This is a genomic window from Bdellovibrio sp. BIS2 (assembly GCF_055398295.1).
In genome coordinates, this window is record NZ_AP035879.1 from 464,851 (window position 1) to 490,705 (window position 25,855).

Annotated in this window: 24 protein-coding genes; 15 read left to right on the forward strand and 9 right to left on the reverse strand. The window is 50.6% G+C overall.

Annotation, left to right across the window (positions count from 1 at the left end; all coding sequences use genetic code 11):
- The first annotated feature begins 11 nt into the window (after nucleotides 1–11).
- Nucleotides 12–260: a hypothetical protein gene (locus tag ACZ520_RS02300; protein WP_232468797.1), complete on the forward strand. Its 249-nt coding sequence runs from the start codon at nucleotides 12–14 to the stop codon at nucleotides 258–260.
- Nucleotides 261–319: 59 nt separating this feature from the next.
- Here the strand turns inward: ACZ520_RS02300 and ACZ520_RS02305 are convergent, their stop codons facing one another.
- Nucleotides 320–709, reverse strand: a complete 390-nt coding sequence (locus tag ACZ520_RS02305; protein WP_088566358.1) for a hypothetical protein — start codon at nucleotides 707–709, stop codon at nucleotides 320–322.
- Between the two features lie 218 nt (nucleotides 710–927).
- Between ACZ520_RS02305 and ACZ520_RS02310 the strand changes: the two genes are divergently transcribed.
- The 3 genes from ACZ520_RS02310 to ACZ520_RS02320 all read left to right on the forward strand — a co-directional run bounded on the left by ACZ520_RS02310 (nucleotide 928) and on the right by ACZ520_RS02320 (nucleotide 5,774).
- Nucleotides 928–2,772, forward strand: coding sequence for a hypothetical protein (locus ACZ520_RS02310; RefSeq protein ID WP_464127346.1), 1,845 nt, complete (start codon nucleotides 928–930; stop codon nucleotides 2,770–2,772).
- Between the two features lie 10 nt (nucleotides 2,773–2,782).
- Entirely contained in the window at nucleotides 2,783–5,083 is a 2,301-nt protein-coding gene (locus tag ACZ520_RS02315) for a hybrid sensor histidine kinase/response regulator (protein ID WP_464127348.1), read from the forward strand.
- Between the two features lie 103 nt (nucleotides 5,084–5,186).
- Nucleotides 5,187–5,774: a hypothetical protein gene (locus ACZ520_RS02320; protein WP_088566355.1), complete on the forward strand. Its 588-nt coding sequence runs from the start codon at nucleotides 5,187–5,189 to the stop codon at nucleotides 5,772–5,774.
- 41 nt (nucleotides 5,775–5,815) lie between these two features.
- On the opposite strand, the gene alaS is transcribed toward ACZ520_RS02320, so the two are convergent.
- From alaS to ACZ520_RS02335, 3 genes are read right to left on the reverse strand one after another with little or no spacing between them, the layout of a single operon-like run.
- Nucleotides 5,816–8,539, reverse strand: a complete 2,724-nt coding sequence (gene alaS / locus ACZ520_RS02325; protein WP_088566354.1) for an alanine--tRNA ligase — start codon at nucleotides 8,537–8,539, stop codon at nucleotides 5,816–5,818.
- Nucleotides 8,526–8,990, reverse strand: coding sequence for a regulatory protein RecX (locus tag ACZ520_RS02330; protein ID WP_088566353.1), 465 nt, complete (start codon nucleotides 8,988–8,990; stop codon nucleotides 8,526–8,528). The genes alaS and ACZ520_RS02330 overlap by 14 nt, the downstream gene beginning before the upstream one ends.
- A gap of 23 nt (nucleotides 8,991–9,013) precedes the next feature.
- Nucleotides 9,014–10,159: a metallophosphoesterase gene (locus ACZ520_RS02335; protein WP_464127351.1), complete on the reverse strand. Its 1,146-nt coding sequence runs from the start codon at nucleotides 10,157–10,159 to the stop codon at nucleotides 9,014–9,016.
- A gap of 106 nt (nucleotides 10,160–10,265) precedes the next feature.
- Here ACZ520_RS02335 and ACZ520_RS02340 point away from each other — a divergent pair, with 106 nt between their 5' ends.
- The 3 genes from ACZ520_RS02340 (at nucleotide 10,266) to ACZ520_RS02350 (ending at nucleotide 13,671) form a co-directional block, all read left to right on the forward strand.
- On the forward strand, nucleotides 10,266–11,954 hold the full coding sequence (locus tag ACZ520_RS02340) for an AMP-binding protein (protein ID WP_088566352.1): 1,689 nt from the start codon (nucleotides 10,266–10,268) through the stop codon (nucleotides 11,952–11,954).
- Between the two features lie 76 nt (nucleotides 11,955–12,030).
- Nucleotides 12,031–12,825 carry a substrate-binding periplasmic protein gene (locus tag ACZ520_RS02345; RefSeq protein WP_464127354.1) on the forward strand — a complete coding sequence of 265 codons (795 nt, stop codon included), beginning with the start codon at nucleotides 12,031–12,033 and terminating at the stop codon, nucleotides 12,823–12,825.
- A gap of 51 nt (nucleotides 12,826–12,876) precedes the next feature.
- Nucleotides 12,877–13,671 carry an SDR family oxidoreductase gene (locus tag ACZ520_RS02350; RefSeq protein ID WP_417867717.1) on the forward strand — a complete coding sequence of 265 codons (795 nt, stop codon included), beginning with the start codon at nucleotides 12,877–12,879 and terminating at the stop codon, nucleotides 13,669–13,671.
- A gap of 11 nt (nucleotides 13,672–13,682) precedes the next feature.
- On the opposite strand, the gene trpS is transcribed toward ACZ520_RS02350, so the two are convergent.
- Nucleotides 13,683–14,678, reverse strand: coding sequence for a tryptophan--tRNA ligase (gene trpS / locus ACZ520_RS02355; RefSeq protein WP_088566350.1), 996 nt, complete (start codon nucleotides 14,676–14,678; stop codon nucleotides 13,683–13,685).
- A gap of 395 nt (nucleotides 14,679–15,073) precedes the next feature.
- Here trpS and ACZ520_RS02360 point away from each other — a divergent pair, with 395 nt between their 5' ends.
- From ACZ520_RS02360 to ACZ520_RS02380, 5 genes are all read left to right on the forward strand, one after another.
- Entirely contained in the window at nucleotides 15,074–15,709 is a 636-nt protein-coding gene (locus ACZ520_RS02360; RefSeq protein WP_088566349.1) for a GNAT family N-acetyltransferase, read from the forward strand.
- 51 nt (nucleotides 15,710–15,760) lie between these two features.
- Nucleotides 15,761–16,249 carry a phosphatidylglycerophosphatase A family protein gene (locus ACZ520_RS02365; RefSeq protein ID WP_088566348.1) on the forward strand — a complete coding sequence of 163 codons (489 nt, stop codon included), beginning with the start codon at nucleotides 15,761–15,763 and terminating at the stop codon, nucleotides 16,247–16,249.
- The gene (locus ACZ520_RS02370; RefSeq protein ID WP_417868033.1) at nucleotides 16,249–16,731 is read left to right on the forward strand and encodes a CinA family protein; all 483 of its coding nucleotides are present in this window, start codon (nucleotides 16,249–16,251) and stop codon (nucleotides 16,729–16,731) included. The genes ACZ520_RS02365 and ACZ520_RS02370 overlap by 1 nt, the downstream gene beginning before the upstream one ends.
- A gap of 103 nt (nucleotides 16,732–16,834) precedes the next feature.
- Nucleotides 16,835–17,968, forward strand: a complete 1,134-nt coding sequence (recA, locus tag ACZ520_RS02375) for a recombinase RecA (protein ID WP_416479528.1) — start codon at nucleotides 16,835–16,837, stop codon at nucleotides 17,966–17,968.
- Between the two features lie 317 nt (nucleotides 17,969–18,285).
- Nucleotides 18,286–18,705, forward strand: coding sequence for a hypothetical protein (locus tag ACZ520_RS02380; RefSeq protein WP_464127358.1), 420 nt, complete (start codon nucleotides 18,286–18,288; stop codon nucleotides 18,703–18,705).
- Nucleotides 18,706–18,735: 30 nt separating this feature from the next.
- On the opposite strand, the gene ACZ520_RS02385 is transcribed toward ACZ520_RS02380, so the two are convergent.
- Nucleotides 18,736–19,653, reverse strand: coding sequence for a LysR family transcriptional regulator (locus ACZ520_RS02385; RefSeq protein ID WP_464127360.1), 918 nt, complete (start codon nucleotides 19,651–19,653; stop codon nucleotides 18,736–18,738).
- 112 nt (nucleotides 19,654–19,765) lie between these two features.
- Here ACZ520_RS02385 and ACZ520_RS02390 point away from each other — a divergent pair, with 112 nt between their 5' ends.
- The 3 genes from ACZ520_RS02390 (at nucleotide 19,766) to ACZ520_RS02400 (ending at nucleotide 22,394) form a co-directional block, all read left to right on the forward strand.
- Complete coding sequence (locus ACZ520_RS02390; RefSeq protein WP_464127362.1) at nucleotides 19,766–20,692, forward strand: NAD(P)/FAD-dependent oxidoreductase; 927 nt, start codon at nucleotides 19,766–19,768, stop codon at nucleotides 20,690–20,692.
- A 58-nt stretch (nucleotides 20,693–20,750) separates the two neighbouring features.
- On the forward strand, nucleotides 20,751–21,530 hold the full coding sequence (locus ACZ520_RS02395; protein WP_464127364.1) for a CDP-diacylglycerol diphosphatase: 780 nt from the start codon (nucleotides 20,751–20,753) through the stop codon (nucleotides 21,528–21,530).
- A 120-nt stretch (nucleotides 21,531–21,650) separates the two neighbouring features.
- Nucleotides 21,651–22,394: a 3D domain-containing protein gene (locus ACZ520_RS02400; RefSeq protein ID WP_088566342.1), complete on the forward strand. Its 744-nt coding sequence runs from the start codon at nucleotides 21,651–21,653 to the stop codon at nucleotides 22,392–22,394.
- Here ACZ520_RS02400 and ACZ520_RS02405 read toward each other — a convergent pair whose 3' ends face one another.
- From ACZ520_RS02405 to ACZ520_RS02415, 3 genes are all read right to left on the reverse strand, one after another.
- Nucleotides 22,395–22,823, reverse strand: coding sequence for a hypothetical protein (locus ACZ520_RS02405; protein WP_088566341.1), 429 nt, complete (start codon nucleotides 22,821–22,823; stop codon nucleotides 22,395–22,397).
- A gap of 42 nt (nucleotides 22,824–22,865) precedes the next feature.
- Nucleotides 22,866–25,070 (reverse strand): S8 family serine peptidase, encoded by a 2,205-nt coding sequence (locus ACZ520_RS02410; RefSeq protein WP_464127366.1) that lies wholly within the window; start codon nucleotides 25,068–25,070, stop codon nucleotides 22,866–22,868.
- Nucleotides 25,071–25,211: 141 nt separating this feature from the next.
- Nucleotides 25,212–25,697 (reverse strand): glutathione peroxidase, encoded by a 486-nt coding sequence (locus ACZ520_RS02415; RefSeq protein WP_088566339.1) that lies wholly within the window; start codon nucleotides 25,695–25,697, stop codon nucleotides 25,212–25,214.
- Between the last annotated feature and the right edge of the window lie 158 nt (nucleotides 25,698–25,855).

Genomic DNA, 25,855 nt, shown 5'->3' on the forward strand with positions numbered 1-25,855 from the left:
TGGATGGGGTTATGATTTTCTTATCAGTATTTATGACGATAACCGTGGTGCTGGGGCCCACGTCCGCCTATGCCGGCAAGGTGGAATCCATTCAGGAAGTCATTGAAAAGGAATGTAAAAAAAAGATCAGCTATGAAGAGGCCCTGTCCATGATTCGACCGCTGTATCTGACATGTGTGCCGGGCACGAAGGTGACCGTGTATGAAAGTTGTCAGGTCAAGTGCCTGAAATCCAACGCGGGTGCCGTCATTGGACGATAAAAAAAACGCCTCTTTCGAGGCGTTTTTCATTTCATTTTGAAAGCTCTGTTAAGAACAGATTACTTCGTGCAAGACAATGGGTAGATGTTGCCGTTAGCAGCCAGGAAGCCACCGAAAGTACCATCAGACTCAAGGCTCAAGCCCAGGAAGCCGGTGTTTTTGATAACGCCGTCAACTTGAGAAGACTTTTCAGTCAAAGCCAGGATGTTCAGGAAACCGTTTTGAAGCTGCTGAGCGATAGTGCCTTTGTCCATCTGAGAGAAGAACATCATGTTGCTGGAGCGCTCGATCAGGTTCACCATCACGAAGTCAGCAGACTGGTCATCAGCAAGGTCAATCGCCAAAGTTACAGCGTTAGTTTCAGAAGGAACTACGCAAGTCATGATTCTTGTGTCTGCCATAGCAGAAGAACCGAAAAGAACCAAAGCAGCCATAAGTAGCTTTTTCATTTAATACCCTCCTATAGGTAAACGCAGGGAGGCTATTTCAGTGTGCTGGACCATGCAATGCAAATGCATCGCACTATTTGTCTAGGCTCTCACGCAATGTTCCACATTGGACGCAAGGCTGGTCCTAGTACTAAGTCTTAAGTGCTCTGATTTAAAGGACTTATTCATGTTTATTAGATTATTCTTAGTGTTAACGAAATTTTGCGTAAGGAACATCTGTGAAGAGCTTGATTTCATCTTTGGTCGTCATCTTAGGTTGCCAAACTGCCATTGCACAAGAGGCAGCAAAACCCACCCCTCCAGAAACAGCGCCCGTGGCGGCTTCTGCCGAGACCACGGAAAAACCCGAGAAAAAAGAAACTGAGTTCACAAGACCTCTGTTCTTCTCTGTTGTGGATCAAGAGCTGAAGATCAAAAATCCCGTGGTCGAATACGACTTGAAAAAATCCAAAGGCAAGCAGCTCGATATCGGCGGGCTGGTGTTTGACAGTCAGTCTTTGGCGGCCAAAGTTGAAAACAACACTTTGAATCTGACGTGGAATCATGAACTGGTTCCCGGCGGTGAAGTGTCTGTGATCAGTCAGCAGGGGAAAGAGCTGTGGAAGCAACCCGTGAAAGGCACGGGCACCTGGTCCTCTGCAGCGATCGATGAAAGCAAAGGTCCTCAGTGGAAGGACGGCGAGCGTTTCCGTTTCTGTCTGCGTGCGGAAGCCGGCAAAGGCTATTCCAGCATTTGCTCCCAGTGGTACGGTGTTGAGATCAAAGACGGCAACGTCCAGATCGGGGTAACCAAGTCTGAAGCCAGCCCGCGTGTGATCTTCCAGAATGAAGAAAAGAAATTGCAAGGGGCTGAGGAAGTGGCCGTGGGAACACCGGTACAGTTCCTGGCGACCCTGGACTCTGATGCGACTTATGAATTCGTCTCTGAGCCAGTGGCTCCGGTGATTCGGGACATGATCGAATCTGAAAAGAAAGCCGGTGACGTGACTCTGACTGGTGATATGCCAAGACCCTTGAAGCTGGAGTCCGAAAATATCGTTGGTGAAGACTATGGTGCAGTGACCAAGATGCTGGGTTTTGAAAGCACGATTGGCGCCCGCGCTGACATGTGGCAGGCGGATGTGAACCAGAAAAATGCCCGTCTGGTTTTGCCGGGTAAATCCGGCGGGGTGTTTGTCTATAATTTGGAAATCACCGAACCGCCCCGTCAAAAGGACCGCCGCTTTATTTCCACCCGCGCTTTGAAAGGCACTTATCTTTCCAAGGATCAGATGCCCGTGCGTGACATGGAAGACAACGTCACCGTCTGGAACTTTGAAACTCCTCAGAAGTTTGCCATGAACACGGCGACTTTGGATGTGCCGGGCGAAAAGGCCACGCACAAATCTTACTTGGAAATCTATCGTGCCGGTGCAGGCGAGGCCAGCTTGCGTCTGACGGGTGTTGTGACCAGTGATTCTGATTATGTGGTTCTGGGTGAAGGCCACGTTTCGTGGTGGTTCAATGATCTGTTTGGCTGGCAGAACTACTGGTTGTCCAAACAGCGCTGGGGAGTCAGTGCGAAGTATTTCACGTCCCTGACGAATCTGCCGGCTTCCACAGCGGGCGGCAATTCTGAAGACGTAAAGCTGGCGGTGATGGATGCGGATTTGCGCTATCGTTTTACTCCGGGTCTGTGGGAAAAAGATGAAACTCTGGGATTGATCGTGGCTTACGAGGCGATGACGTTGGGAGACAGCAATGTGCCGAAGATCGGCGCAGGTTTGTTCTGGGCCCGGTCCATGCCGCGTGCGATTGATTACTGGTTCTCCAAGATTCCGTTCATGAACTATCCAAAATGGGTGGACATGGAATTTATCAAATACTTCTCGTCCACCGACAGCGACATCACTCTGGGTGATGACTATGTGCTGAACTTCCACGGGAAGGTTTTGTGGACTCCGCGCTTCTTCGGTGAAGCCGGGTTTGGTCTGAAGAACTACTATTATGAAAAGAACTCTGACGGTTCCGGCGCGAAGTTGACCACTTTCTATGGCACTGTTGGATTGGGTGTGAACTTCTAATACGGGGCGAATGAAAAAGAAGCTGACCTTTGTCCATTTATTCCTGCTGAATCAGCTGGTGACAACCCTGGTGCTTTTGACGGTGCTGGGGGTGTATGGCACGCATCTTTTCATTCAAGAACAGCGGGCCATCCGCGAACGCATGGAACCGGCTTCCGCCCGGGAAGTCGACCGCATCAATAATGATTTTGCCACGCTGGAAGCCAATGTTCAGCGACTGAAAAGCATGGTCGAACTTTTCGATGTGATGCCCAAGGGCACGCGAGTTGAAAAGTTCCGCCAGTTTGCCTCGGCCACAATTGCCAGCCACAGCACTCAGTTTAATGCCTGGGTCGCTTTGGGGCCTCGTCTGGCGCGGGAATACATGGGGCGTGAGGCCTACGTTTATGTCGTTCACCGCGATTATTCCCTGTTTGCCAATCCCAAATACAATGACCCATCCACCTTTGTGGCGGAAGTCTTCGCGGAACCCGGTTACGACAAGGATCCCGATGTTCAGTGGTGGTGGATGAACGAAAAGAATTCCGGAGTGAATTATTCGGATTTCTATTTCGACAAGGGCTACATGGAAAAAATCATGTTCAGCACCTCCACCGGGATCTTCAGCAATGGCGGAAAGCTTGAAGCCGTGGTGGGGATTGATACTTTGGCCGGGGACATCGCACACCGCCTGGGGGTCTTTAAGCTGGGTGAAACCGGGGGTGCCTTGATCGTGGATGAACACGGTCGTCCGGTGCTGCCTTTGATTGCCAAGGACACGCCGGTGCTGGGCTTTAAATATCTGCGGGCTTTGAATCAGGATGAATTCAAGGCGATGCCCAAGCTTTCGCAAAAAGTTTTTAATATACAGAACCAGCGCCAGCTTCAGGAATTTCCCGGGGCGGATGGCAAAACCTATCTGACCTATTCCCGTCCGATTAAAGGAAAGCCATGGCATCTGGTGATCTATCAGGAAAAGACAGAGGCTTATTCCGGATTGTACTTCCGTTTGTTCTTCTTTGGTTTTGTGTCCCTGGTGGCTTATGTCGTTTTCACCCTGATGGTGTGGATGACCGGAAAGTACGTGATCGCGCAGGACAAAGAGGCTTTGGCCCGCTTGCAGGATTCCCGCGATCGTGCGGAAGCCGCAACCCGTGCAAAATCCCTGTTCCTTTCAACCATGAGCCACGAGATCCGCACGCCATTAAATGCGATGCTGGGGTCGGCAGAGCTGTTGAATGAAACGCATCTGAATTTCGAGCAAAAAGAGCTTTTGATCTCGTTGCAAAGTGCCGGGGATACGCTGCTCAGCATGCTGAATAATATCCTGGATTTTTCAAAGTTTGAATCAGGCCGCATGCAGCTCGAAAGTCGGGAATTCCTGTTAAGCGATCTGGTGCGTGAGGTTCAGGCGCTGATCAGCACTTCGATCCTGCGTAAAAATCTGCAGTTCACTTTCCATCCGCCGGAACATGACCGCTTGATTGTGGGGGATTCCCTGCGTTTGAAACAGGTTCTGATGAATCTGCTGGGAAATGCGGTAAAGTTCACCGACCGTGGTGCAATTGAACTGACGGTGCAGCCGTATCCGGGAAAAGAGCCGGGTAAAGAAGTCATCTTCTTTGAGGTCAAGGACACCGGCATTGGTATCGCCAAAGAAAACCTGAAAAAAGTCTTTGATGAATTCGGGCAGGAGGATTCTTCCGTCACCCGTCGTTTCGGGGGCACGGGCCTGGGTTTAAGTATTTCTCAGAAGATTGTGCATCTGATGGGGGGCGAGCTTTACTGTGAAAGCCGTCAGTTTGTGGGATCCCGTTTCCATTTTTCGATTCAGGTGACATCACGACGGGCAGAGCTTTGGAGCACGCGATTTAATCTGGAACTGGCTCCGCCGCCCCAGGTGGTGCAACCAGGGTCCGAGACGGGGCGAAAGAGCATTCTGATTGTTGATGACATGGAAGAAAACCACACCCTGCTGAAAGCCTATATCAAGCGCCTGGATTATGTGACCACGGATTCGGCCTACAACGGATATGAATGTCTGGAGATGTGGGAGCGGGGTCATTACGACATGATCTTTATGGATGTGCAGATGCCGAAGATGTCGGGTCTGGACACCATCCGAAAGCTGCGCGAGATCGAGCGGGCCCGCGGCCTGCGCCGCACACCTGTGGTGGTGATTTCCGCCAACAGTTTCACCGAAGATATTGAAAAAAGCCTGATGGCCGGGGCAGACCAGCACTGTGGCAAACCCGTGCGCAAGCAGACCGTTCTGGAAATCGTTCAAAAATACTGTGCAGAAGACATCGAAACAGCCCCTGCAAACTCTTAAGACAGCGTTAAGTTTCTAACAGCTTATCCCGATATTACGAAGGTCCGACCGCGGAACGGATCTTGCCTCTATTCATATTGAAACGGGCAAACAGGGGGAATTCATGACTAAACGTTTGGCACTGCTGACCGGGACTGTGTGTCTCATTCTGGGATTCCAGAACTGCAGTCAGAACTCGCTTCAGACATCTGAAATGGCATCATTGAATGATGTTTCTGTGGCACTTCCTCCCTCCGGTGGTGGTGATTCCGCAAGTACTCCCGCCAAAGTCACTTATGTTGAAATTCCCAATGTGTCTGACACCGTGGTTGAAGGCGTCGCTGCCAAAGCCAGCGAGCTGGGTCAGTATCGACTGGTGATTGCGACTGATTCAGGCCGCATTCAACTGGTGGATGAAGTGAACACGGTTATTCAGGAACGCTGTCTGTCTGCGGGCAGTCTGTCGGAACTGAAAACAATCCTGAGCGGTTCTTCCGTGTGCGCAGCCCCGGTGAAATCCGCTGACATGTGCGCGATGAGATACAAACCGGCCTATGCGTCTTTGTACGCCAATGAAACGCGTGTGAATCTGGGGGAAGAAAAGGATTCCTGCGGGACAGGTCTGAAAGATCTTTGTGGAGGCCTGGCCGATGTGTTCCAAGCCTATGTTTCCCACGTTCGTAACAACTGGACAGCGATGAACTGCGAGTAAGCAGAAAAAGAAAAAGGGCCCGAAGGCCCTTTTTTTTGGTCTTAAAGACCCAACATGGATTTCACTTTGCCGAAGGCTTCGTTCAGTTGCGCACGGTTCGGTGCAGCCCCTTGAGCGAAGTCTGGACGACCGCCACCTTTACCACCCATCACACCCGCGACCTCTTTCAGAAGATCACCGGCTTTGGTTTCGCCGGAAATTTCTTTCGATACGCTGACGATGATCGGATGGCTGCCATCACCCTGACCGACAACAACGACGATGCCGGACTGGATTTTGTTTTTTAGGTGATCAGTGACTTCTGCCAGAACCTGACGGTCATCCAAAGGAACATCGGCCAGAACCAGTTTCGCCGAAGCACCTGCTTTGGTTTTGAAGGTCAGCGCATTTGCTGCCAGGTCATCCACGTTCACCTGACCGCCCTGAAGCTTCTTCATTTCTTTTTCAAGCTGTTTCACCTGATCTTTCAGGGACTCCACACGATTTGCCAAAGTGGCCGTTTCGCCGGTGGTTTCCAGATGCTTGATGTAGTGCGGGCTTTTTTGGAAGCCAGCCGCCGCCAAAGCATCATCCAGATGGGTCACAGCACTCATCATGTACTGAACAGCATTATCAGCCGTGATCGCCTCAATACGGCGAACACCCGAGCTGACACCTGCTTCTGAAACGATTTTGAACAGACGGATCTCAGAAGTGTTCTTCACGTGAGTACCACCGCAAAGCTCGCACGAGAAATCACCCATGGTCAGAACGCGCACGTCGCTCGCATACTTTTCACCGAACAAAGCCATCGCACCTTTTTCAAGGGCTGCCTTGTGGGACATCATCTCGGTCTGCACCGGATTGCAGCGGGCGATCTGTTCATTGACCAGATCTTCGATCTTTTTGATTTCTTCAGAAGAAACCGGTTTGTTGTGAGTGAAGTCAAAGCGGGTTTTCTGGGAATCAACCAAAGATCCGGCCTGAGTCACGTGAGTGCCCAGAACCTTGCGCAAAGCCGCGTGCAACAAGTGAGTTGCCGAGTGGTTCGCAGCCGTGTTGCGTCTTTCAACCGGATCCACCCCGGTGACGACCGCAGTGCCCACTTTGAAGGAGCCGTGTTCGATTTCAACGTGGTGAAGAACGATATCGTCGATCTTCGTGGTGTTGATCACGCGGGCACGGTTGGTGTCGTTCATGATGTAACCCACATCACCAGCCTGACCGCCACCTTCACCATAGAAAGTGGTCGCATTCAGAATCATCAGACCGGTGTCGCCGGTTTTTAGTTCCTGAACTTCGGCCTGACCGTTGGAAAGGCCCATGACTTTGCCGTCGCCGATCGTGCCTTCATAACCCAGGAACGTCACGGATTTGCCGGATTGAAGATAGTCTTTGGCAAACTTGATCATGTGCGCCTCATCAGCGCCCATGGATTTGCCTTTCCAGCTGGCTTTGGATTTTGCGCGGTTGTCTTCCATTTCCTTTTCAAACGCGGCTTCGTTCACTTCGATGCCTTGTTCGTTGGCGATCACGCGGGTCAAATCCGCCGGGAAGCCGTAAGTGTCATACATGCGGAAGACCACTTCGCCGGAAAGCTCTTTGATGCCTTTGGATTTGGCTTTTTTCAGTTCGTCTTCCAGGATCGCGGTGCCTTTGTCCAAAGTGGCGATGAAGCGGTCTTCTTCGTCACGGATGGTGTTCAGGATGTGATCGCGGCGGGTTTTAAGTTCCGGATAAACCGCGCCCATGCTTTCAATCAAAGCTTCCGCCATGCCTGGCAGGAAGGATTTGTCGGCAGAAAGCTTGCGACCGTAACGGATCGCACGTCTCATGATACGGCGAAGAACGTAACCACGGCCTTCATTGGATGGCAAAGCGCCGTCCGCAATCAGGAAGGAAGTGGAGCGGCAGTGATCGGCTAGAACGCGCAAAGCGGCGGTGGTTTCAGCCGCTGCCGGGTTTTTCGCCAGCACTTCTTTGTCAGAGATGTATTCGATGTTCCCGATCTTGCACGCCAACTGAATCATTGGCTGGAACAGGTCGGTGTCGTAATTGTTGAACACTCCCTGCATGGCTGCAGACATACGCTCAAGACCACCACCGGTGTCAACAGACGGCTTTGGCAGCGGAGTCAATGTGCCCGGAGGGTTTTCGAAGTACTGCATGAACACCAGATTCCAGATTTCAACGAAACGGTCTTCACCGGCTTCGATGCCTTTGAATGGATCAGAAATAGTGCCGGCTTTAGGCCCGTGATCATAGAAGATCTCGGTGCACGGACCGCACGGACCGGTGTCGCCCATTTTCCAGAAGTTGTCTTTGTCAAAGCGGAAGATGCGCTCGCGTGGCACGCCTTCCTGGTTGTGCCAGATGTCGGCCGCTTCATCGTCAGAGATGTGCACGGTCACATAAAGCTTTTCTTTTGGAATCGCCAGTTCCTTAGTCAGGAATTCCCACGCAAAATGAATGGCGTCTTTTTTGAAATAGTCACCGAAAGAAAAATTCCCCACCATCTCAAAGAACGTGTGGTGACGGGCCGTGAAGCCCACGTTTTCCAGGTCATTGTGCTTACCGCCGGCGCGCACGCACTTTTGTGCGGTCACGGCGCGGGAATAGTCACGCTTTTCAAGACCCAGGAAAGTGTTCTTGAACTGATTCATTCCGGCGTTGGCGAAAAGCAACGTGGGATCATTTTCAGGAATCAGGGAAGAGGACGGAACCACTTTGTGTCCGTTCTTTTCGAAGTATTTGATAAAGGCGTTTCTGATCTCAGAGCTTTTCATAAATAACCTTTCTTACGGTCTCAGAATCGAATCCACGGGAAGCCAGCAACCGGCCCACTCGGGCTTTTTCCTCTCGGGAAAAATTGTGGTCTTCGTCGTACTTATTTTTGACAATCGCCAGCGCCTTTTCAAGCTCCAAAGCGCGATCTGTCTCAACAGCGGGAAGACCTTTTTCCTTCAGGTAGTTGTTGATGTAATAGATGCCCTTGTTACGGCGATGAAGCATGTCGGCCAAACGATGGGCCAGGTCGACGGGGTCGCCCAGCCAGCGGTTGTCTTTGGCAAACTCGATGGCTTCATCGATGATATCCCCCACGTCCTCTTCGTCTGAGAACTTCTCTTTCAATTTGGTGCGAAGTTCTTTTTCGGAATGGTCCCGGCGAGCGATCATGTCCATGACCTTTTTCTTGGCGGCTTGTCGGGTTTTCAGGGGATCTTTCTCTCGGGACATAGGGGAAATTAATACCCCGTTTTTTAAGCCTTGCGAAGGATAATTTCAGTCAGTTCGCAATAAGTTCCCAGACGCAGTTGCGGTCCCCAGTAACCCGTTCCCTGATTGACATAGAGCTGCATAGCTCCGACCTGATAAAGCCCCTTGGCATAGCGTTCAAAGAACACGATCAGCCAGTTCCACGGGAAGAACTGTCCGCCGTGGGTGTGGCCGGAAAGCTGTAAGTCCACCCCCAGTTTTTCAATATGCGGGGCCAGGGACGGCTGGTGGGACAGAAGAATTTTAAAGGTTCCCGGGCGCAGTTGGTGGGCGACCTTTTCAAGCTCCGGCCCCTCTTGGCGAAAGTGCAGGGCGGCCGGGTCGGGAATGCCCGCAATCTGCAATTGGGCCTTGCCGAAGTTCAGGGTGGTGGCCTGATTGATCAGCACATGGAATCCCAGCGACCGGAAGGCCTGAAGTCCCTTCGGGGCATCCCAGTAATATTCGTGGTTGCCGGGAACATAATAGATTCCGTGGGTGGCGCGCATGTCTTTCAGGATTTCAAACTCGGCCTGATGTTTTTCAATGAAACTGTCCAGAATGTCGCCGGTGAAGACAACCAGGTCCGGCCTCATGGCGTTGACCTGATCAACCAGTTTTTGCACCAGACGCAGTGGCAGGCTGGGGCTGATATGCAAATCCGTGATGTGCACGATGCGCAGGCCTTCCAGTTCAGAGGGAAGGTTGGCAAAAGAAATCGGCATGACTTTGGCGCGGGCCCCGCGGCGGACGATGGCATTTCCCAGGGCGATCATCGCCACCGGCAGTCCCATCAGGGCGGCGGTGGCCTGGGAGCTGTAAAGGGTGTCCAGGGAAATCCACGAGCCGCTGATCTTGTCAGCAAAGGCCAGCAGATCGCGCAGAATCACCAGAGTGATCAGAAAATTGATATAGGCCATGACAGTCAGGGAGCCATTCAAAAGACGGTCCCGCCATGGATTGACGTCCAGCTTTTTTTCTTTCCAGAAGAAGAGGAAAGTTCCGATCACCAAAGCGAACAAGAACGCGAGAAGGCTCACAACCAAAGTTGTTTCCTGCCACGAAAAGTCTGTAAAGCGGGTCAACTGGTGAGAGACATAGACAAAGATCGCAAGAATAAGAGTGCTGGCAACTGTACGAAAAATTCCCATGGATTTTTTTATCACAACTGCCCTGTTCTTGCACAGTCCAATGTAGAAACACAGATCGGCGAGTCGAGGAACAAATGATAATCTTGGAAAATCGCGGGAGGTTTGTATGAGTTTTCGTAATGAATTTGAGCAGGCGAGGGACTTTCTGATTCTGCACCGTTCAGACTATAAACATGCTTACAGCCAGTTCCGCTGGCCCCGCTTTGATGATTTCAACTGGGCCCTGGATTACTTCGACCCGATGGCTGAGGGCAATACCAAGATCGGTCTTTGGCTGGTGGATGAAGTCGGACATGAAAAGAAGTTCAGTTTCAGCGAAATTTCAAAACGCTCCAATCAAGCCGCGAACTTTATGCGAGCCAAAGGCCTGCAAAAAGGGGATTCGGTCTTTCTTTTGATTGAAGATGATGCGGCCCTTTGGGAAATCATGCTGGCCGCCATGAAAATCGGCGCGGTGATTGTTCCGAACAACCCACTGTTGTCCCAACAGGAGCTGAAAGAACGGCTCAATCGCGAAAAAATCAAAATGATTGCCACCACGAAAGCGCATACGGAAAAGTTTGATGTGACTTCCTCAGGGGTGATTTCGGTGGTTGTGGATGCGGAAGTGGACGGCTGGATTTTTTATCCGGAAGTGTACAAAGAAAGTGCGGAATTCGAAGTCAGCGAACGCACGAAGGCCACCGATCCTCTGTTCCGGTATTTTACTTCATCGAACACGGTGAAACCAAAAATCGTCGAGCATAGCCACGCGGGCTTTACGGTGGGTCATCTTTCGACAATGTATTGGATGGGATTGCATCCGGGGGATGTGCATCTCGGAATCAATTCTGCTGGTTGGGCCATGCATGACTGGAACTCATTCATTGCTCCATGGAACGCCGAGGCCACGGTTTTTGTGTTCAAGGAAAAACGATTTAATGCCAGTCTGATTCTGGATGTGCTGGATGAATACCCGATCACCACCTTCTGCGCGCCACCAACGGTGTGGCGCATGCTGTGCCAAGAGGACCTGGGTTCGTATGACGTGCACTTGCGCGAAGCCCTCAGCACCGGTGAGCCCTTGACTGCGGATCTGATTTCAAAAGTCCATCATGCGTGGGGTTTGTTCATCCGCGACGGCTATGGTCAGACCGAGTCCGCGACCCTGATTGGCGTGCCCCCGGAAGAAAAGGACAGCTTCGGCACTTCCGGGAAAGCCTTGCCTGGTTTCAAAATCGCGTTGCTTAACGACAAGGGTGAAGAGACCGACAGCGGGGAAATCTGTGTGGATATCTCTGACAGTCCCTGGGGTTTGATGTCGGGTCTGGATTCTTCACAAAAGTATTATCACACCGGGGATTCCGCGTATTTGGACAATATGGGGAACTTTACCTACTGCGATCGTATCGACGGTTTGTTTAAATCCTCAGACTATCGCATCAGTCCGTTCGAGATTGAGTTTGTCTTGAAAGAATTTCCTGCCATTCGAGAAGCGGTGGTCATTCCCAGCCCGGACCCCATTCGTGAAAACGTGCCGAAGGCCTTGATCACTGTCAGCAAAGGCGTCGAACCCAGCAAAGAGCTGGCGTTGGATATTATGAACTTTGCACGCATGCGTCTGTCTCCATTTAAACGTATACGCCGTGTGGAGTTCATGGAAATTCCCAAGAACACTTCCGGCGAAGTGCTCCGTTCGGATTTGGTAAATCTGGAGCGCGAAAAAAGGAAAAGTGGAGAAAAAGCCCCTTATGAGTTCTGGGAAGAGGATGCCAAGATCGTCATCCCTGACACGTGGGCGCAAGAACTGCCTTGAGTTTAGTCTTGTTACAAGACTGAAAGGGTGAGGCCTTCTTGTTCGTTCTTTGTTGAATCGCTGTTATGATTACTGTGTGAAAACACGGTTACTCATACTGCCAATTATCATTTTCTGCTTCTCTGCGGTGGCGTCAGCAAAAGACTGCGGTCGCCGCTTCCGAATTATCGTCAACAACTATGCTCCGCTATTTGATGTGAACAATGAAGGTCATGTTCATGGGCTGACATTTGAATTTATGAATGAACTGTCAGTTCGTCTGGGCTGCATTGTTTCTCAGGCCCCAATGGATGCCCCGCGCATGCACGATGATTTTAAAAACTGGCGCGCTGACATCGTGGGCTTGGTGATTCCTTCTGAAAAATTTCGTTCTTCCGGCGAATATGTTCCGGTGTATTCAACAGTTCGCAAGCTGTTGGTGAACAAAGCCTTCTATGATCCTGCACGCAGTATCGCGGACTATATCAAGGACGGGCGGATCAAGTTCGGTGATCAGATCGGGACAAGATTCTTTTTGAAGCTTGCCGAAAAAGATCTGCTTATCGGAGCGGGCCGAATTGTCGAATATCCAAGCCCGGCAACCGGCTATCGTCAGGTTGTTTCGGGGCGCGTTCAGGCGATGTTCACTTCGCCAGCAGTGTACAACCACTATCAAAAAGTGATTCCTGATTTTAATCAGAATGTGGTGGCGGTTCCGGATCCTGAGTACGAGATGCAGGGGGGAATTTATCTTTCATTAAGAAGAATTTCGAAGTCCGAAGCAGAGCAAATAAGAAAAGCCATCAGTGACATGAGAAAAGACGGCACCCTTCGCCGGATTGTCGCAAAATACACTTCCGCTGAAGATATGGTTTATTATAAAGACCTTTAGGTTGCCCCTGAAGGGGTTCTCGTATTAACTCAAGTTAACTGGAGAACCCCAATGAACTTATCCGCATATTCCTCTTTGGATTTAAATGGAAAAACCGCCGTCGTCTGCGGAGCTTCCGGTGGCATTGGCGAAGCTGCTGCCACACTGCTCGCGCAGCGCGGGGCACGCATTATTGCGGTGGCTCGCAATGAAGAGAAATTGAAAGGCCTGATGTCATCTCTGGCAGGCTCTGGTCACCGTTATCTGCTGGCGGATTTGGGGGACACGGAATCCTTAAAAACCAATGTCCTTGCTCCTTTGGCATCGGAAACTGTGCACATTCTTTTGAACAACACCGGTGGTCCCAAGGGCGGGCCTTTGCATAAGGCGTCTGTTGAGGAATTTGATCAGCCTTTGCGTGCGCATTTAAAAGCCTCTCATCTGCTGGTGCAGGCTGTTTTGCCGTCCATGCAGAAGAATCACTATGGTCGCATCATCAATGTTATTTCCACTTCCGTAAAAACTCCGATCCCGAATCTGGGCGTCTCCAACACCGTTCGTGGTGCGATGGCGAGCTGGTCAAAAACTTTGGCCGGTGAACTTGCGGGCTTTGGTGTGACGGTGAACAACGTGTTGCCGGGATATATTCGCACCGACCGTTTCAGAGGTCTGGTGGATGCTTCGGCGAAAAGTACAAATGCCAGTGTCGATGAAGTGGAAGAGGCCTGGAAGAAAACCATTCCGGCAGGAAGAATCGGAGAGCCTCAGGAGATGGCCGAGGCAATTGCCTTTTTGGCCAGTCCCGCCGCCGCGTACATCACCGGAATCAATCTTCCTGTGGATGGCGGCAGAACTCCGGCACTTTAAAGGTGGGGGAGTTAGATCCCCACTCCCATGATCGCTTTCATTTCTTTTAAAGTCTGACGGGTTTTTTCCTGAGCTTTCAGGGAACCTTCTTTGCAGATTTTCAGAACCGCTTGCGGGTCCTGAGCGTACTGGGCACGACGTTCACGCATGGGTGCGATGATCGTGTTCAGAACTTCAGTCAGGCGCACTTTCAAAGTGCCATCACCCAAACCGCCGCGCTGATAGTGTTCTTTCAAAGCTGCGACTTCATCTTTTCTTGGGTCGAAGACATCCAGGAAACTGAAGACGACGTTGCCTTCGACTTTGCCCGGATCTTCAATGCGGATGTGACCTGGATCGGTGTACATCTTCTGAACTTTCTTTTTGATGGTGTCTGCATCGTCGGAAAGATAGATGGCATTCCCCAGGGATTTACTCATCTTCGCTTTGCCGTCGATACCCGGCAGGCGACCCGCCACACCCGGCATGCCTTTGACCGGCTTGAAGAAATCCGTTTTGTAGATGTGGTTGAAACGCTGGGCGATTTCGTTGGTCTGCTCGATCATCGGGTTTTGATCTTCACCGGCTGGAACCAGGTTCGCCTTGAAGCCCAGAATGTCAGCGGCCTGGCTTACTGGGTAAGTCAGGAAACCTGCAGGCAAGGATTTTTCCAGATTCTTCTGCTGGATTTCGGTTTTCACGGTTGGATTTCTTTCCAGACGTGCCACGGTCACCAGATTCATGAAGTAAGTGGTCATCTCAAACAGTTCCGGCAATTCGGATTGAACAAAGATGGTGCTTTTTGCTGGATCAATGCCGGCCGCCAGATAGTCCAACGTCACTTGCAAGATGTTGTCGCGAACCTTGGTTGTATCATCATAGTTGTCGGTCAAAGCCTGAACGTCAGCGATGATGATGTATTGATCGTGGGAATCCTGAAGATCCACGCGGTTTTTAAGAGATCCAACGTAATGACCAAGATGGAGGGGACCTGTTGGGCGGTCGCCCGTAAGAATGATTGGTTTCATAAAAAATCTATAGCATTAACAGGAGTGGCTGGGAACTGAGATCTGGCAAGAAAATAGGTCGGCCCCGAGAGTCTTAGAGGTGAAACCAAACATTTTAGTTTCCGGCGTTTGATCTACAACTGAATGGCTACCAGGGTGTCTACGAAGTAGAGCAAGCTAGCCAGCAGAATCATCCAACGAATCATGGGGCCTCCGTGAAGGCAGTATGCGAAAAGGGCTTGCATAAGTCGAATCGCTAATTTTGATGGAACCCATAAGTTTTTCGCACTGAGACATAGATCCTTGCGTCCAACCTGAAAACCAAATGGATAGTGGTTCGTTGTTTATTTCGAGTTCAGGAAGTTCTTGGCTTTGATCTTGCCTGGGTTGGGGCCGGAGGGCTTTAGTCTTCGGGTATGAACTCTCAAGGCGCTGAGATCTATAACAGTCAGAACGGGTGCTACTATGCGTTTCGCCCTTTTTCCATCGAGCGTGATTTTGATGTGTACTACAAGTGGATGCATCAGAAGTATGTTTCGCAGTGGTGGAATCTGGCGAAAACCCGGACCGAGCTTGAAGCCCATCTGATCAGCGAACTTTCCGACAAACATCAGGATCTTTTCATCGGTTTTATTGATGGCCGCCCGGTCAGCTATTGGGAGCGTTACTGGCTTCAGGACGACATCCTGGGGAAGTACGTCGACAGCCGTCCGTTTGATCAGGGTTTGCATTTTTTGATCGGAGAAACCGCTTATCTGGGGCGCACTTACACGCCGTCGCTGATCGCCGCGTTCTTAAAATTCCAGTTCGAGGAAACCCGCACCCAGCGCATTTTTGGCGAGCCCGACATCCGCAACCGCAAGGTCCTTCGCTATGCCGAAGAAACGTGTTTTGAAATGCAGGGGATTGTTGAAATGCCCGAACGTGCGTCGGCCGTGATGGTCTGTCGTCGTGATAATTTCTTCGCCAAGTATTCGGCAAAACCGGGGAAACTGTGGGCGGCTTCAGTCCGGGAATCGGGGCCGGTTTCTGAACCTTCTTTAATGCTCTGACGCTTCTCATTCTGCATTGCAAGGCCTCGGGGTCCGGCGTACCTCATCGGTATGGTGACAAACTTTCTGATACAACTTGCGACTCTGTTTGGTGTGGGCCGTTTTCCTAAAGGGCCGGGCACTGTCGGCACCCTGGCGACCATTCCAATTGTCATTCTTTTAAGCAAATTGGGTCCTTTGGTTTACATGGGGGCGGTGATTTTGCTGCTCCCAGTCGGAATTGCGGCCTGCGAGGCTTACGAACGTTCCAAGGGCGGTCATGATCACAAAGAGATCGTAATTGATGAGGTTTTGGGTTTTCTGATCACCATGGTTTGGATGCCTATGACATGGCAGGCCATTTTAATCGGTTTTGCCCTGTTCAGATTGCTGGACATCACAAAGCCTTTATTCATAGGATATTTAGATAAGAAGATCCAAGGAGGACTTGGAGTGATGATCGATGACGTGGCCGCGGGGATAATTGCGAGCCTCATCATGCAAGTGATCTACACTCAAACCAATTGGTTGGGCTCTCAGATCGTGGTGATCAGTCAATGATGCCAAACGATCAGAAGCTTCAAGAACTCATTCGATCCCTTCGCGACCAAAAACTCACAGTGGGTTTTGCGGAAAGTTGTACTGGAGGTGCACTTTCGGCTTTTGTAACAGAGCAACCAGGCGTGTCCGACATATTTCTAGGCTCTGTGGTTTCTTACTCTAACGAGGCGAAGGTGGATCTTCTGGGGGTTCGTCGAGACACTCTCATGCAAGAGGGTGCGGTGAGCGAGTCAGTCGCTCGTCAAATGGCGCACGGAGTGCGTCGTCAGCTTAAAACTGATTGGTCTGTGGCAATCACAGGTATCGCTGGTCCGACAGGTGGAACACCGTCAAAGCCAGTGGGCACTGTATGCTTTGCCATCGCTGGACCGGGTTTTGAAGATTCCCGAAAAGAACTCTTTTCAGGCGATCGCAAATCCATCCAGATGACTTCGGTAGACTACGCAGTGGCTTGGCTGAAAGAAGTTCTCGACAAGAAATAGTAAAAGGCCCCCGGCCTGATTTTTAAACAATAATTTGTACTCCGACAGAGTCGGAGTGTAAAAAAGCGTCGTGGCGATAGTCACGAGAGAGAGGGAATAACAGATGGCAAACGCTACTGTAGACAACAAAGCAAACTCAGAAAAAATCAAAGCCCTTGAATTGGCTGTTTCGACTATCGAAAAGCAATTCGGTAAAGGCTCCATCATGCGTTTGGGCGCGAACGATTCTTTGGTTAAAGACGTTGAAGCGATCAGCACCGGTGCATTGAGCCTGGATATCGCTTTGGGTATCGGCGGTCTTCCAAAAGGTCGTATCGTTGAAATCTACGGACCAGAGTCTTCTGGTAAAACAACCCTGTGCTTGTCTGTTATCGCTCAAGCTCAGAAAAAAGGCGGCGTTGTTGCCTTCGTCGATGCGGAGCACGCGTTGGACGTAAACTACGCTCGTAAACTGGGTGTAAACACGGAAGATCTTCTGATCTCCCAGCCAGACACTGGTGAACAGGCTTTGGAAATCACTGAAACTCTTGTTCGCTCCGGCGCGATCGACGTATTGGTTGTCGACTCCGTAGCAGCCTTGGTTCCTCGTGCAGAGATCGAAGGTGACATGGGTGATTCCCACGTTGGTTTGCAGGCTCGTTTGATGTCCCAGGCTCTTCGTAAATTGACTGCGGCGATCAATCGTTCCAACACGCTTGTTATCTTCATCAATCAGATCCGTATGAAAATCGGTGTTATGTTCGGTAACCCTGAAACAACTACGGGCGGTAACGCTTTGAAATTCTACTCTTCTGTTCGTTTGGATGTACGCCGTGTGGGCGCGATCAAAAACGGTGAAGACGTGACTGGGAACCGTACTGCGGTGAAAGTTGTTAAGAATAAAATGGCGCCTCCATTCACCAAAGTTGAATTCGATTTGATGTACGGTGAAGGTATCTCTGAAGAGGGTGACCTTCTGGATCTGGCAGTGACTGCGGGCATGGTTGAAAAATCCGGCGCGTGGTTCTCTATCAACGGTGAGCGCATGGGCCAAGGCCGTGATGCTGCGAAAACCTTCCTGAAAGAGCACCCGGAATACATGACTGAACTTCGTAAGAAGATCCTTGCGGCAAACGGTATCGGCAAACTTTTGGTTGATACTAACGGCAACAACGGTGAAGACCACGAAGGTACAGAGCCAACTGAAATCGAAGCAGAAGATGCTGCTCCGAAAAAAGGTAAAAAGGGCAAGCACTAGTTCGGCCCTGCCGGCAGAGCTGTAGCGGCGCTACTTCGGCGAAGCCGGAGTGTGAATAGCCGCGAAAGCTAAAGCAGCTTCCTTTTAAAAAGACGAGTCTTTTCAAAGCCCTGACTGGCAACGGTCAGGGCTTTTTTATTTTCTCTTTCGGAAGGCCTCAATTTCGGCTATATTGGGTTCAAGGCTTCGCGAAAAAGCCTGCACCCGCAAAAGAGAATCTCATTTCGTGATGCGATCTAAATCGTGTCTTCAAAAAATCAAAATTAATTCTTTTGGTTGCCATGGGCGGGGACGGCGACAAGACCAAAGGATGTTCTATGTCTGTATCACGCCTTGAATCGTATCGAATCAAAGCCAAACTTTTGCAAAAAGCCAAACAGAAAGCCGGTCAGGATTTTCAGTTAAAGGATGCTTTTGCCCTGATTGCCAAGACTGCGGGTTTTGACTCGTGGAATGATCTGAAAGCCACGCTGGAAAACCAGGTGGACTTCTGCAAGAAGGGTCACAGCGCTTACTGGAAAGTCTGGTATGCGTCTTATGACGAGGCCCGGGCCCATCTGGAATCGGATGGCGGCTATCTGTTGCCATACCAGAAAGACTTCTTCATCTGTGATGAAAACTTCATCCAATGGTTGGGGGTGGATCTGAATGACGAAGACCTCCAAAAGGTTGGTCACGACTGGGCAAAACCGCGGGATGCCGATGCTTATTTACGACTGCAAAAAAAGATGAACTAAAATCTGGCTGGCGGAACTTCCGCCAGCTTTTTAGACTCTCAGTACATCGGTCAGGCATTCAATTGTCTGCGGTTTCAAAGAGCGGTTCTCGCTGACAAAGCTCAAGAAGCTTTTTGTCGAAGCACTTCTGTTTTCTGCATCCCAGTATGCTGATACGGGCATGAACAGATTTTTTACTGGTACAAAACTTGTGTCCTCCGAGGCGAAACCTTGTGAGCCCGATACTGTTAGTGAAACGCCTTTACCAGTGGCCACCAGGATGGGACAGCTTTCGCGTTCGCCCTTGATATAAATATTCGGATGGAAGTCGGCTGCTGCAAACAAGTGTGCAAAAGTATCGTAGCACACTTCAGATTCCTGACGTGGATGCAGAATGATGGTGTCGTCCTTTAATTCAGTCAGATCAATTTCTCTTCTTTTTGCCAGACGATGACGCCGTGGCAGCAGGACACCCAGAGGCTGGTCCTTCACTTGCATAGTTTCCAGAGAATCAGCGACCATGGTGCCACCGATAAAGCCCACATCAAAATGTCCGGTGCGAAGTCCCTTTAAAATCTCGCGGTCTGAACCCTGTTCAAGATCCACGTGGATGCCGGGGAAACGATCATGAAATTCTTCAATGATCCGAGGCAGGCGCGCCAGAAAGGCGGTGATAGAAAAGCCAATCTTCAGATCCCCGCGTTTCATTTTACCGATGGAGCGAACCTGCTTTTCGACCTCCTCCATGTTCTGCATAATCCGACGGGATTCCTGTAGCAGAAAGACCCCTGCGCCAGTTAGCTTTACCTGGCGGGTTGTGCGTTCGAATAAAGGGGTGCCCAGCTCGCTTTCAAAAGCGGCAATCAGGCGAGTCAAGGGCGGTTGGGACATTCCCAGGATTTCCGCGCTTTTACGAAAATTCAATTGTTCAGCGACAACCATAAAGGCTTTTAGTTTCGTTATGTCCATAGTTAATTGATACCATTAAAGTATCAATTAGTCAAAAAACTAGAAATTATCATGGACGAGGAGATGGATTAAAATGGTTCCTGAGCACTTATGTCTCGGAAAGTGATGTTCTATGAAATTCGATATGGACGCCTTGATCGTCGGAGGAGGGCCTGCGGGCCTTGGAGCCGCTTTAAGTCTAGGCCGCATGCGCCGCAAGGTTCTGGTGTGTGATGATTCCCGACCACGAAATGCCCCCTCTCATCACGTAAATAATCTGCCGGCGCTGGATGGTATTCATCCAGCGGAATGGCGCAAGCAGGCTCGGGCAGATTTGGCAAAGTATTCCACCGTGCAGTTTTATGAAGGCACTGTTATAAAGGCGGAAAAAAGACAGGACGGGTTCTTTGTGCAGTTGAAGGATCGTTCATTGAATGTGCGCAAGCTGATCCTGACTGACGGGATCGCCGACCGCATGCCCCCCGTACCGGGTATCAAAGAGCTGTGGGGAGTTTCGATTTTTCACTGCGCTTATTGCCACGGTTACGAAGTGGCGGGCACGGCTTTGGGAGTTCTCGGTGACGGAGAGATGTTGCTGCATGGTCTTCCAATGTTCAATGCGCTTTCGCGAGACCTTGTTGTGTTTACAAATGGTCCGACGCAACTCAAACAGGAAAATCTGGATCATCTTAGATCCATAAATATTCTAGTAGAGCAAGTTCCCCTGAAGCAAGTGGTGAAGACAGAGCAGGGAGTGCAGTTGCATCTGGAAGACGGCAGGGTTCTGTTAAGAAAGGCGTTGTTCATGGTTCCCCTTTTGCCATTCCAGACCAAGTCCTCACTGGGGGAAGAACTTGGCTGTGAAAAGAATGAATGGGGGTTGTTCAAGGTTAATCCGAAGGGAATGACATCGGTTGCCGGGGTGTATGCCGGTGGCGACAATATGACAATGGCTCAGTCCGTTTTGCAGGCGGCAGCTTCGGGTTCGATGGCGGGGGCAGGGGCTGTGCATGAGATGGCTATGGAGGATTTCATGGCGACTGGACGAAGTGAGGGATAATCACTGACTTCGTGATTTGGTGCCTCCGTTTGGATAAATTTCTAAACGGAGGTCGTTTGTGAAAAACCTGTCTTTCGTTTTTGCCGCTGTTGCTGTTCTGGGACTGAGCTCCTGCAAATCTAAGCCTGTCGTTGAAGTTCCGCGTTCGGATGCTTTGTGGAATATCATCAGCACGCAGTGTCTGCCTTTGCATAAAATCGGTGAAGAGAAAAATCCGTGCATCGAAGTGAACATCGCGCAAGGCGAGGAAAAAGGTTATGTCGTGTTTAAAGACCGCGTCGGAGATTTGCAGTATCTGCTGATGCCGACGGAGAAAATCACCGGTATGGAAAGCCCTAAAATCCGCGACGCGGGTGCGACGAACTATTTTGATCTGGCCTGGAAAGCCAAAACCTATATGGATAAAAAGCACGGTTCCGTCATTCCGGTGGAAGCGGTGTCTTTGGCAATCAATTCCCAGTTCGGGCGCAGTCAGAATCAGTTGCACATCCATGTGTCTTGCGTGAAACCTCAGGTCCAGCAGCAACTGCAGGAGCAAGCGGTGAAACTGAAAAACGGATGGACGTTGTTGCCGCAGCCCTTGTTGGGTCATAAGTACTATGTCCGTAAGATCAGCGAAAAAGAGCTGGAAAAAGGCAACGCCTTCCAGATGCTGGCCGACGGAGTGCCAGGTGCCAAAGATCACAGTGGCGAGTTTGGGCTGGGCCTGTTGGCGGTGAAAGACAAAAAGAAGGGCCATAGTTTGATTTTGCTCACAAGTCGCTTTGAGCGTGGCACAAACAATTACGGCTCCGTCGAAGAGATTCAGGATCACTCTTGCCCTCAGTTGGCCCATTGATTATAGAAATTTAAGTGTTGCAGCGCTTCGGAAAAAGGTACCTGGTACCTTTTGTCGCACTGGTTTATGTCTTTTACCCGAAAAGACCTGCTGGCCCTTTGAGTTTGTTAGTATGGGGCCATGTTGAAAGTGTTTCTGACTTTAGTTCTGGCCATTAGTTTGGAGGCTCGTGCCGATGATTACTCGGATGCTCCGATGCCTCCTCCTTTACCCGAACCACAAGAGCCCTTGTACTTGAATCCCACCATCTACTATAAGCCCATTATCAAATTTGATGTGGACAAGTGTCAGGATGAGGTTCGGGTTGAAATGTTGTCGCCGGAAGACAAGGTGCTGACGCGTCTTTGTGCTGCGGACTTCAACAACTGTGTTATGCAAGGGGCTTGTTATGTTCACGATGAGGATGGACGTTTTCGTTCATTTAATTACTATGCCCGGGGAGCCGACAATATTCCCCGCTTTAAGGAGGTCGACATGCGCAAGTGTCCTTATGGATATGGAATGCGCAATGTCTGTTTGGATCCGTATTACACGGTGGCCGCGGACTTAAGTATTTATAAAATCGGGGATGTGATCTATGTGCCCAGGCTGGATGGGGCCGTGATGCCTAACGGAGTGACTCATGACGGGTTCTTTGTTGTGCGGGATGCGGGGGGAGCAATCAAAGGGCCGGGTCGGTTTGATTTTTACACCGGATTCACGAAACCTTATGCCAAGGAAAACACCTTCAACCGGATGGGTTTTGCCAATATCAAAAACAGCTTTCCATTCCGCATGGCAACCCCAGCGGAGGCCGAAGCGGCAAGACAGCGCACCGGGTATCCCGGCACGCGTAATATCGTTATTATTCCACCAAGAAGGTAACTAGGGACCGACGTCCTCTTCCAGATTAGCACAGGAAATCTCAGTGTCGGTCTGCCAACCCAACAACTTTTTAACCTGGCCGATCACACTGATCGAAGTCAAAGTGCCATCTTTCAAAAGACCCAGTTCGGCAGCTCCGCGAGTCGTCAGGCCGCCATTCTGGTTTTTCGCGCATTCCATCTTCAAGCCTTTTGCTGTGCTGGTGATTTTCACGTCATCGCAGAAAGCGGCGATGTCTCCGGTGGATCTGTCATGCAAAACACCCACGAAGGCGCGCTGACCGGCCATTTCAATGTCGTAAGTGGTGCCGTTAGTGCGGGCTTCCTGAATCACAGTGCAACCTTCCGCGTTCGTATAAACACGCATTTCCGTATCCGCCTGAGCCTGAACACCCGCCATCAGCAGAGCAACCATCAAAACCTTTTTCATAAAAATTCTCCTTTTTAAAAATTCATTTACTTATTTAAATGTCTAAATTCCAAATTCCAGCGAAGTTAAGCGGGACTCAAAATAGTCGATGACCATCTGAGTGCTGCCCTGGGCTTTCAAGCCCTCAATCCTGCCGGCGATACCCTGCAGGGAAAAATCCGGGTTGAGTTGCTTTCCATTCAGAAAGTGCTCTTCCAGATTCTTTTCTGCTTTATCCAGAGCCAGTTGAATGTCCTGTTCGAAGGCATTCAAGCCGCCGCGAGCATTCATGTAAGATTCCAGCGTCTGGCAGCGATAGACCATTTCGACCAGGCGGCAGTCCTGACGTTCAATTCCCAGTTTTTTGCACTCGCGGCCATCGGCAGAGCGGTACTTGTTGAAGATGTGCTCGCTGCTTTGCACTTCATACGGGGCTTGCGGCATCACGCCGTTTTTAGTGAATCCGATGCCGGAATTAAGGTGTGTGTAACCATGCACTTCCGAGGCAAACGCGGCAGGCAGGACTTTGCCTTTGCGGTTCACCCGGCGAAGGGCGACGATGTCTCCGGCTTGTGCTTCTTCGCGGGAAATCTGGGTGCATAGCGGTGATTCAAGCACGTTGGCAAATTCGCTGCCCACGGTGTGGTGGATGCCTTTTGAAATTCCTGCCAGATAAGTGGATGCGTTCCAGCAGTTTGGTCCTTCCAGGGCGGCAGAACGGCCCTGCAGCTTTTTGATTTTTCCTTTGAGCAAAGCCGCCTTCAAATCAACATAACCTCGGGACTTGATCGGTGCGGGTGTTTTGGTGACTTGGGCTGTTTCGATAAACAACTGACGGACTTCCGCCGCCGTCAGATGTGGAAGCTCGGCCCATAGTTGCGCAATCAGATTCACCATGTAAGGTGTCGCCATCGAGGTCCCGGAATGTTTAATCCGGCCGCCCCCCAAAGAAGCTGCATTGACGTCAACCCCCGGAGCCAGAATATCGACGTTGTCCTGACCGAAATTGCTGAAGTCAGCCATCGTCGCATTTTCAGGGGTGACCTCTTCGATCGTGGCGGCATTCAGTGCGCCCACTTTCATCACGTTGGGGTGAGTGAAGCTTGCCGGGTACTGACGGTTCTTGCTGATGTCCAGATCCTGACCGGCGTTGCCCGAGGCCACGACGAACAGAGTCTCTGGATTTTCTTCGATCATGGTCTTATAGGCACGAATACCATCGCGCAAGCCCAGCATGTCCTTGTTATCTGAGGGGAAGCCCAGACTCATATTCACCAGACGGACTTTATGTTGTTTGATGAAGGCGGACATCTTTTTGATATAGTCAGCGCGGGTGTAATCACCGGCAAACCCAACCAGAGCCACATTGTTCAAGCCCTTGGTGGCGATGTGTGCGACGTGAGTTCCATGCGACAGAGGACGGTGGTCTTTCTGCAGTCCGCTGGTGGATTCTGTTGGCAGGCCCATATCGCGAACCTGATCCCAGCCAAAGTTATCATCCACCCAGCCGTTGCCATCGTTATCAATGCCATCGACGGGTTCTGCCGGATTGTTCCACCACTTTGTGACCAGTTCACTGTGATTGTAGTCAAAACCGGAATCGATGATCGCGATAACGAACTTGTCCGGGTTTTCACGCTGGTTTTTCAGCACTTTGATCTCGGCGGCAGTTTTGCCAGCCTCTTTCAGTGACTTTTCCAGATCATACTTTTCATACAGACTGAATTCCGCAATCGTCTTTCCGGCGGGGTCCTTTTCGATAAAGGCATACGGCTTTTCATCGGTGCCCTTGTAGTAAAGGTAAACCGAGCTGGTTACCTTCTCGTTCTTATCCAGATAGTCTTTTTGGATTTCCCGGAACGGCGAGGTTTGTTCATTCCAGCCCACATATTCCAGATTGAAAGGGGCTTCTTTGGTAAAGTGCCATTTGCGTATAAGACGGGATTTTTCAGTCTGGGAATTGTTCGCATCAAGTCCGGTCCATTCCTCGCGGGTTTGGACAAGGCCGTAGCTTTCTTTTTCAACGGAAAGGTCCGTGACAATCACCCGGCCTGCCGCCGGATAGGTAAAGCGTGTCCACGCGGTGAAGACGCCGTCGATATTGAAATAACGACGCTCTACCAGTCGGGTGTCCTGATAGTACGACTCGCGGGAAACGACCCCGTTGTCGAACTTTTCTTTTTCCACTTTAAGGGCGGCAAAAGCAGTCGATTGTCCCACAACGAGACAAAACAGCAAAGCTTTCAGCAGCGGGCGGAAAATCACCATGGATCCCTTCCTTGTATATAAGGAGGAGATAGCAACGACGGTGCCAGAAGGCGGGAAGGAAAGTGAGGGACCTGGCTGCTGTGGCGGTGTTTAAGCCACAGACAGTCCGGTGACGTTTATTTGTATGTTCCGCGGCGAGATCTAAGCCAGGGCTTTTTTGATGTCGTCAGCGATGTCTTTGGGTTCGTCTTTCGGGGCGAAACGTTTCAACACAGTTCCGTCTTTTCCAATCAGGAACTTGGTGAAATTCCATTTGATCATTTCAGTTCCCAGCAGTCCCGGAGCTTCCTCTTTCATCCACTGGTACAGAGGATCAGCATTGCCGCCGTTCACCTCGACTTTGCCCATCACCGGGAAGGACACGCCATAGTTCAATTCACAGAACTGCTGAATCTCTTCGTTGCTGCCCGGTTCTTGCGCGCCGAACTGGTTGCAGGGGAAGCCCAGGATGACAAGGCCGTTGTCTTTGTTCTGCTGGTAAAGTTCCTCAAGGCCTTTGTATTGGGGAGTGTAACCACATTTGCTCGCCACGTTCACCACCAGCACCACTTTGTCACGGTACTGATCCAGAGACACGGGCTGGCCGTTGGCGGCTTTGACGGTGAAATCATAAAGATGCTTCTTCATTGGGAACTCCTGTATTGATCTCATTCTGAGACAGATAGTGGTCTCTAATCAAGAATATGATTTGTTAAATTAATTTGAGAACAGGGAACATTAAAACATGAGAATATATTGTGAGGCGCTATAGGAACAGTGTGGGGGGGCCGAAGAGAAAACCATGG